The 6,386-nt window shown below is 67.6% G+C and carries 5 protein-coding genes; 1 reads left to right on the top strand and 4 read right to left on the bottom strand.

Features of this window, described 5'->3' with window-relative positions; all coding sequences use genetic code 11:
* Window positions 1-119: 119 nt before the first annotated feature.
* The gene (locus ABT114_RS13810) at window positions 120-275 is read right to left on the bottom strand and encodes a hypothetical protein (protein WP_351142004.1); all 156 of its coding nucleotides are present in this window, start codon (window positions 273-275) and stop codon (window positions 120-122) included.
* A gap of 73 nt (window positions 276-348) precedes the next feature.
* Window positions 349-1,668, bottom strand: coding sequence for an MFS transporter (locus tag ABT114_RS13805; RefSeq protein ID WP_351142002.1), 1,320 nt, complete (start codon window positions 1,666-1,668; stop codon window positions 349-351).
* Window positions 1,669-2,452: 784 nt separating this feature from the next.
* Between ABT114_RS13805 and ABT114_RS13800 the strand changes: the two genes are divergently transcribed.
* Window positions 2,453-3,271 carry an AfsR/SARP family transcriptional regulator gene (locus tag ABT114_RS13800; RefSeq protein WP_351142000.1) on the top strand — a complete coding sequence of 273 codons (819 nt, stop codon included), beginning with the start codon at window positions 2,453-2,455 and terminating at the stop codon, window positions 3,269-3,271.
* Here the strand turns inward: ABT114_RS13800 and ABT114_RS13795 are convergent.
* Window positions 3,265-5,199 (bottom strand): S9 family peptidase, encoded by a 1,935-nt coding sequence (locus ABT114_RS13795; protein WP_351141998.1) that lies wholly within the window; start codon window positions 5,197-5,199, stop codon window positions 3,265-3,267. The two genes, ABT114_RS13800 and ABT114_RS13795, sit on opposite strands and share 7 nt — an antisense overlap.
* Before the next feature lie 30 nt (window positions 5,200-5,229).
* Window positions 5,230-6,381 carry a cytochrome P450 gene (locus ABT114_RS13790; protein ID WP_351141996.1) on the bottom strand — a complete coding sequence of 384 codons (1,152 nt, stop codon included), beginning with the start codon at window positions 6,379-6,381 and terminating at the stop codon, window positions 5,230-5,232.
* Between the last annotated feature and the right edge of the window lie 5 nt (window positions 6,382-6,386).

Below are 6,386 nucleotides of genomic sequence, written 5' to 3'. Positions count from 1 at the left end.
GGGTGGGGCTTGGCCGGTGGTGTTCTCGTTGGGGGGGGGGGGGGGTGGGTTGGGGGGGGGGGGGGGGGGGGGGGGGGGGGGCGCGCCCCCCCCCCCCCCCCCCCGGGTGTACGGCTGCGTCAGCAGGCGGCCGGCGGGATCTGCCACAGGCCCGGCAGGTTGTCGTCGGACAGGATGTCCCCGCCCGTGACCGGCGTGCCCTGGTGGATCGCGCTCGGCTCGGCCTTCGCCAGTTCCTCGGTCAGCAACTGCAGACGCATCTCCAGAGTCGTCATGACAAACTCCCCTTGTTCGTGGGTTGATTGATACGGATTGGTGCGGGATGTGCTGTGGTACAGGCAGCGCCCTTCAAGCCACAGGTGAAGCCGTGGTGTCGGGTCTGCCGTGATCCGCGGCCTTGGGGCGGCGGATCAGTCTGTGGGTAGGACCGTGGCGGAAGGCGCCGTCACGCCGCGCTCGGCATCGGATGCCGGCGTCTGGGCGGATTCGGCCCTGCGATGGAGCCACCAGGGCGAGCAGGAGCAGGCCGCCGGCGAGGGCGTAGACGATGCGGGGCTGTACCAACGAGGAGACAAGGCCCGCGCTCATCAGCGCCAGGACGGTGGCGGTGTTCAGAAGCGCCCGTTGCGCGGCAACCGCACTCCCCTGGCCGGCGGGGTCGATGACGCGCCCGAGAGTAGTCTGGCGGGCGACGCCGAATGCTCCTTCGGCGGCACCGGCCAGTGTGGTCAGGACGAAGAGGCCGGGTAGATTGTCCATGGCGGCGACGGCAAGCAGTGCTGTTACCACTACTGACGCGGTGAGCACGGCCGCCCGGGCGGTGTGCCGTTCGGATAACCAGCGTCCGGCGATTCCGGTGCCGATAATGTTTCCGCCGGCCCACGCCGTCGTCACCAGGCCGAACACGGTCGCCGTGGCGCCATAGGCATCGCGGACGAGGTACACCTCCACCACGTTGGTGACCTGCAGGGCGAATGTCAGCACCGCCCCGATGAGCACGATCCGCGCCAGAGGGGTGTGCCGCATCAGGAGCCGTAGTCCGGCAAGGAATCCCGACTTCTCGGCAGATCGCGCGGAGCCGTCGGCTGCTGAAGAGGCGTTCGGTGAGGGTATGAAGCAAGCGACGAGCGGGACAGCAAGGTAGGTGACGGCGTCCACGAGGAGCACTCCACGCAGACCGATGGCATCCATGAGCAGGGCACCTATGGCCGGCCCGATGAGAAAACCGAGTTGGGATGCCATGGAGACAAGCGCGTTCGCACGGCTCATCAACGGCCCTGGTGAAGCCTGGAGCACGACCTTGACGAAGACTGGCGCCGCGATCGTCATCAGGCCCGACAATACGGCGAACAGAATCACGAGCAAAGCGACACTGTGAGCCAGGGACATCAGGGCACAGACTGCGACCAGCGCGAGGCCCAGCGGTGGAAGCACCCGTCTGGCCGGACAGCGGTCCGCTATCCGGCCGGCAAGGCCGGCCAGCACGATCGCGGGCACGGCCATGGCCGCGAACAGAGCAGCAATTCCGAAGCCCCTGGTTGCTCGGTCGTGGAATTCGAGCATCAGGGCTGTGATGGCAAGACCGTCCCCCAGGCACGAGAGCAGGAACGTGACAGCGATTACTTTCACATGACCTGGGAGAGGGCCGTGTTCGACGGCCGAAATCATGACCTGAAGCTATAACTATAAAATCTCAAGTACAAGGGGTTTTCGAAGTTTTGACTTCGAAATCTCCACTTCGAAGCATCGCCATCCGGAACTGTCTCCGGGACCGCCTTATAGGCAGGGCTTGATCAAGTTCCGTGGGTGTCCGGATCGTTGGTTATGCCCAGGATGGGGCGTGCTCGTCGGGGATCGTCGCGGATCGCTCGCGCGGTCTTGGTGTGTTGTCGGATCCGAGAGTTTCAGGACGCCGATGGCGAGGTTACGGAGGGTCGTCATGGCCCATGGTGCGGTCCCGGTGCGGGCGGTGAAGGCGACATCCCTGATCTGGCACAAGGGATTCTCCACCGCCAAGGCGGCGACCGGAAAGAAGGATTCCGGATTGCGCGCATTCCATGGATGGTGCAGTTCCGGCCAATGATCTTGACGGGATCCAACATCGCTCTGTAGCTTCCATCAGAACGCGCCACCCTTCATTCCTTCTGGGAGTCGACCCCACGCCCGCGAGCAGAATGCGCATTGACACACTAAGGAGATATTCCCATGGTGACCGTTCGCGGAATTCGCCGGAGTTCTCGCCCGCGCCGCCATCCGTGACTGCGAAGTACCAGCACACCTTCTCCCGAACTGCCGCGCCGGGCTTCCCACTGGGCTTATCGTTCCCGTCCACCGAGCATCCCAGCATCAGACATCCCGTCATCGCCTTGCATTCCATGAGAGCGAGCGCGCATTGCCTCACATACTTCTGAAAGTTCTCGGACCGCTCGAAATCCACATATCCGGCCTCCCGGTGACACCGGGAGGATCGAAGCCGCAGATCTTATTGGCACATCTCTGCCTGAACGCGAACCGCCATGTGTCGAGCGGCAGCATCATCGAGGCCACCTGGGGCGAGCGGCCGCCGGCAAGCGCGCGGAAGAATCTTCAGCTGTACGTGAGCAGGTTACGCAAACTGCTCGGAAACCATGTCGAACTGGCGACGGCCGGCGACGGCTACCAGCTCTCGGCGGCGCCGGACCAAGTGGACCTGGAGCGATGTCAGCACTTGCTGCGGCTCGGCAAGGAGAGCCATCGGCGCGGCGACCCCGGCCAGGCCGGCGAGCTGTTCCTCGAGGCGATCGGGCTGTGGCGCGGCAAGCCCTTGAGCGGACTCACCCAGACCCCGGTCATGCAGGCCGAGGCCGCGCGGCTTGAGCAGCTCCGGCTGGGCCTGCTGATGGAGTACTTCCGAAGTCAGCTGACCATCGGCCAGCACGTGGAGATCATCCCCGAACTGCTCGCCGCCGTCGCCGCCCATCCGCACCAGGAGCGACTGCGCGTGGACCTCATGCTGGCCCTGTGTCTGTCCGGTCAGCGCCACGCAGCCCTCGCCACCTACCGCGAGGCGTACCAGCTCCTCGCGACCGAGCTGGGCATTCCGCCCGGGCGCGAGCTGCAGGCGCTGCATCAGGCAATTCTCGCCGACGACGCCGAGGCGATCGGAGACATCCGCCGCGGTCACATCTTCCCCCTGAACGCTTCCGACGGGCTGGAGGCCGCCATGCTCACCGACGGCTTCCCGGCAACACGTACATCGTACGGACGTGACCACGCGCGGTCACTTCAATGAAGGTTCTCGATCTCGACCACCGCGTCGGACGAGGGATCGCCGAACCCGAGGACGCGCCCGACGAAATACAGCTCCGCACGCATGCTCCGGTGGATGTTGTCGGCCTCCCTGAACCCGTGCTCCTCTCCTTCGAATTCCAGATAGGCGCACGGCACACCGTTCTCACGCACCGCTTCGTACATGGCGCGGGACTGGCCGGCCGGCACCACGGGGTCGGCCAGTCCCTGGAAGAGGATCACCGGGCTGCTCACCCGATGCGCCGAGTACAGCGGCGAGCGATCCCGATAGACGTCCTTCGCCGCAGGGTACGGTCCCACGAGACGCTCGCAGTAGTGGGACTCGAACTTGTGCGTCCCCTGGTCGAAGGCTTCGAGGTCGGCAATGCCGTAGTAGCAAATGCCGACATGGAACGTCTTGTGGAACGCCAGCGCGTTGAGCACGGTGAAGCCGCCGGCACTTGCTCCCTGAATGATGAGACCCTCGGGATCCACTTCGCCACGGGCCACCATGTGCTCGGCACCCGCGATGCAGTCCAAGGCGTCCGTCTCACCCCAGCGCCCGGTGAGCCGCTCCCGGTACTCCCTGCCGTAGCCGGAACTGCCGCCGTAGTTCACGTCGAGCACGGCGATGCCCCTCGACGTCCAGTACTGGATGGCGTAGTCGAGCATGGGACTCGACGCGGCCGTGGGCCCGCCGTGCGCGCGCACGAGCAGCGGGGGCAGTGTTCCGTCTGGGGCACGGAAGTCCGGGTTGCACGGCCGGTAGAAGAAGGCGTGCGAGACCTCGCCTCCCGCCCCTGTGAAGGAGACATGCTCAGGTTCCGAGAGGAACGCTTCGGCGATCGGGGCCGCCGCCTGGACGCGACCGAGTACCTCGGTCGCACCGGTGTCCGGCGCGACCTCGACGACCGATCGCGGCGCGAAGGACGAGGCGGCGTCGAGTACGATCCGACCGCGACGGGAGCGGACGACGAATCCCATCTCGGTGTAGGGAAGCGGAATCTCCTCGGCCGTCGCCGTCGGCACGTCAACGACGTAGAGACGCCAGCGCCCGTTGTCGGATCCGGCCGCGGCGATGGTGGTGGCGTCGAGGAAGGCGTAGTTGACGAGGTGGAGCACCCACTGCGGGCGGCCGAAGTCCACGTCCAGCGCGGTGACGGGTTCGACACCCCCGTCGACCAGACGGTGCACGTTCCAGAATCCGGACCGGTCGGAGACGAAGTACAGCCTTCCGTCCGGTCCCCACTGCGGTTGGAGCACCGACTCGGCCGGCCCGCCGGCCACCCTGCGGGCTCCGATGGGCCGGCCTTCCCCGTCCAGGTCGGCGAGCCACAGCTCGGTGCCGTCCCAGGGCATGTTGGGCGCCGACCACTCTATCCAGCACAACTGCTCGCCGTCCGGGCTCACCCGTGGTGCACAGAGGAAGTCCCGGTCCCCGACGAGGACTTCCGGGCTCTCCGTCCCTCCGTGGAGGGGTACGGACACGAGGCGGTGCTCGGGGTACCGGCCGCCGTCGTGCACCTCGGCCAGACACACCAGCCGCTGCCGCCGGTGGTCGAGCGAAAGATCGGCGTACCGTACGGACCGCTGCTCGGGCGTGAGGGGCGCCTCTTCGCCGTCCACCCCGAACCGCCACAGCCCCTGGTCGCGGACCACGTAAGCCGTGCCGCCGGCCACGAGGAAGCTGCCGCCACCGTACTCGTAGACGCTGCTGCGAACGCTCAGCGTGGGCGGTCCGACATCGGCGACGCGACCGTCCGGCGTGCGGCGCACCAGGGCAGCCCGTCCCCCCTCCTCAGGCCGCTCCTCCACCCAGTAGACGTCGTCTCCGTCGACCTGGATGTCGCCCAGCCGGAAGACGCTGTGCGCCGTGTGCTCCTCGGAGACCGGTGACGACCAGGTCCCGTACCTTGCTTCCTCTACCCGCATTTCCCACCTGCGTTTTCTCTCGCGCCGTCGTCACACACGTTGCCTGGCCACCATGTCCTGGACGAATCGGCCGCCGAAGTCGACGTTCCACACCGCGCTCAGCGGCGGGAGGTCCTCCAGCACTCCCCTCGCGGCGAGTTCGACCACCAGTTCTCTCATGACATGCCGAGTCAGGGCCGCCCCGAGGCATGCGTGCCGGCCGCGTCCGAACACGACGTGCCGCGCATCGGCCCGGTCGGTGCGGAAGGCGAGCGGGTCCGCGAACCTCCGCGGGTCACGGTTGGCCGCCACGAGGACGAGAGCCACCCGCGCCTCCGCCTTCACCGAGTGACCGTGCAGCGTGAAGTCGGTCAGTCCGCGCCTCATGGCCAGGTGGAAGGGCGTGGCCAGTCGCAGGGCCTCGTCAACCGCCGAGTCGACGTCCGCCGCGAGTTCGACCGCCTCGCCCTCCGGCCCCGTCAGCGCCTCAAGCAGCCTCGCGACGGCCGTCGCGGCGGGCTCCAGGGCTCCGGACACGAGCTGGGCGTAGACCGCGGTCGCGTCCCGGAGGTCCAAGGACCCCTCGGCCATGGCGTCACGCAGTGCGGAGGCGAGCGCGCCCCGCCCGGCCTCACAGCGCCGCGCGACATGACCGGTCAGCTCGTCCAGCGCGTTCGCAGCGTCGAGGCCGACGGAGGGGTCGTACGTCTCGCTCGGCCCGACGGCGAGGATGCGGGTGGCGCAGTCCCCGAGTTCCGCCAGGGTCTCCGGCGGCTCGTCGATCAAGCGGGCGAGACCCGACGCGAGCGCGGGCCTCACCACGCTCTCGAAGACCCGGTCCCCCGGGGTCCCGGGATTCGTCGCAGCCACGGACTCCTTCGTCGCGGCGATGACCCCGCCGACGGCGGCGGGGGTGAACAGCGGCAGAAGCAGCCGCCGCATGCCGGTGTGGCGCGGCGGGTCGGAGAAGACCGGCCAGAGGTCGACGAACTCCGTCACCCGCCAGTACGTCTCCCGCTGCGCCTCCGTCAGACCGGGTGGACACCATGTCTCGACCTGTGCACCGAGCCGGGGATCGCTGAGCAACGCGTACACGTCGTCGTAGCGGGTCACGTACCAGGTGCTCGTGCTCTCGTCCCAGGCGACACCATGGGACTCGCGCAGCTCGTCGAGCCATTCCAGAGGTGCTGTCTCCCGGGACATCGGGG

The organism is Streptomyces sp. NPDC002088 (assembly GCF_040296605.1).
GTDB lineage: Bacteria > Actinomycetota > Actinomycetes > Streptomycetales > Streptomycetaceae > Streptomyces.
Note: the sequence above shows the minus strand (reverse complement) of the source record. Positions and strands in the feature narration are given on the sequence as shown.